Origin of the sequence: Oligella sp. HMSC05A10 (assembly GCF_001808335.1) — a bacterium.
Taxonomy (GTDB): domain Bacteria; phylum Pseudomonadota; class Gammaproteobacteria; order Burkholderiales; family Burkholderiaceae_B; genus Oligella; species Oligella urethralis.
Genome location: NZ_KV792959.1, coordinates 2,234 through 2,931, shown reverse-complemented (window position 1 = coordinate 2,931; position 698 = coordinate 2,234). Strand labels below are relative to the sequence as shown.

The 698-nt window shown below is 35.0% G+C and carries 1 protein-coding gene and 1 pseudogene; both read left to right on the top strand.

Features of this window, described 5'->3' with window-relative positions; translation table 11 throughout:
* A pseudogene (locus HMPREF3144_RS10480) lies at positions 1 to 387 on the top strand (hypothetical protein); the annotation flags it as partial.
* A partial coding sequence (locus tag HMPREF3144_RS11815; RefSeq protein WP_083290447.1) for a hypothetical protein occupies positions 380 to 698 on the top strand: 319 nt, incomplete at its 3' end. The pseudogene HMPREF3144_RS10480 and the gene HMPREF3144_RS11815, both read left to right, overlap by 8 nt.

The following is a 698-nucleotide window of genomic DNA, read 5'->3' as shown; positions in this document are numbered from 1 at the left end:
GTTGCACCTTCCGCAGCGTTTGGAGCAGGAGCAATAACAATGATTCCTTCATTAGGTACTGGGCTGAAAGTTTATAGCTTAGCAGCCTTAAAATCTGTTTCCTCTGGTGCAAGAGATTCTGTGGTATTAAATGAAGATTACAAGGTATCTAATCTTGCTTATGATTTGTCTATTGGTATAGTAATAGACAGAACTGCTACAAAGCTCATAGATGCTTCCGGAGCAAAAAAATTAAGTCGTGACTATTTAACTCTTAAAGAAAAAATTACGAATCATTTTTTAGGCGATGGAGTTAGTAGTGCAATTTCTAATAAGTTAGGTTCTAAAGATGCAACTCTTGTTCCAAAAACAAATTGGCCAAGCCTTTTTTGGAGCAATGATGATTAAGTTTCGAGAAAAAAGACCTGAGGGGTGGTCTATTGGAATCTCAGGTACAAGCAATGTTTGTGTTAGATTAAATAGTCTCTTAATATTAGGGCTTGCTAAGCTACTAAAAGTCCGTCAAACCGAATCATTGGCCTACGGTAGTTATATTTTAACTTTCTTATTAATTTTTATTGAGATATACATAATTAATTCTATAGCTTCAGGGACATTTTTTTTCTTTTATAAGAGAGTTTTTGTTTTGTTTCTACTGACTGTAGTGACTTTTTATTTTGGAAGGGCCTCTCTTCCTTATTGGAGTGAGACAGAAGGTG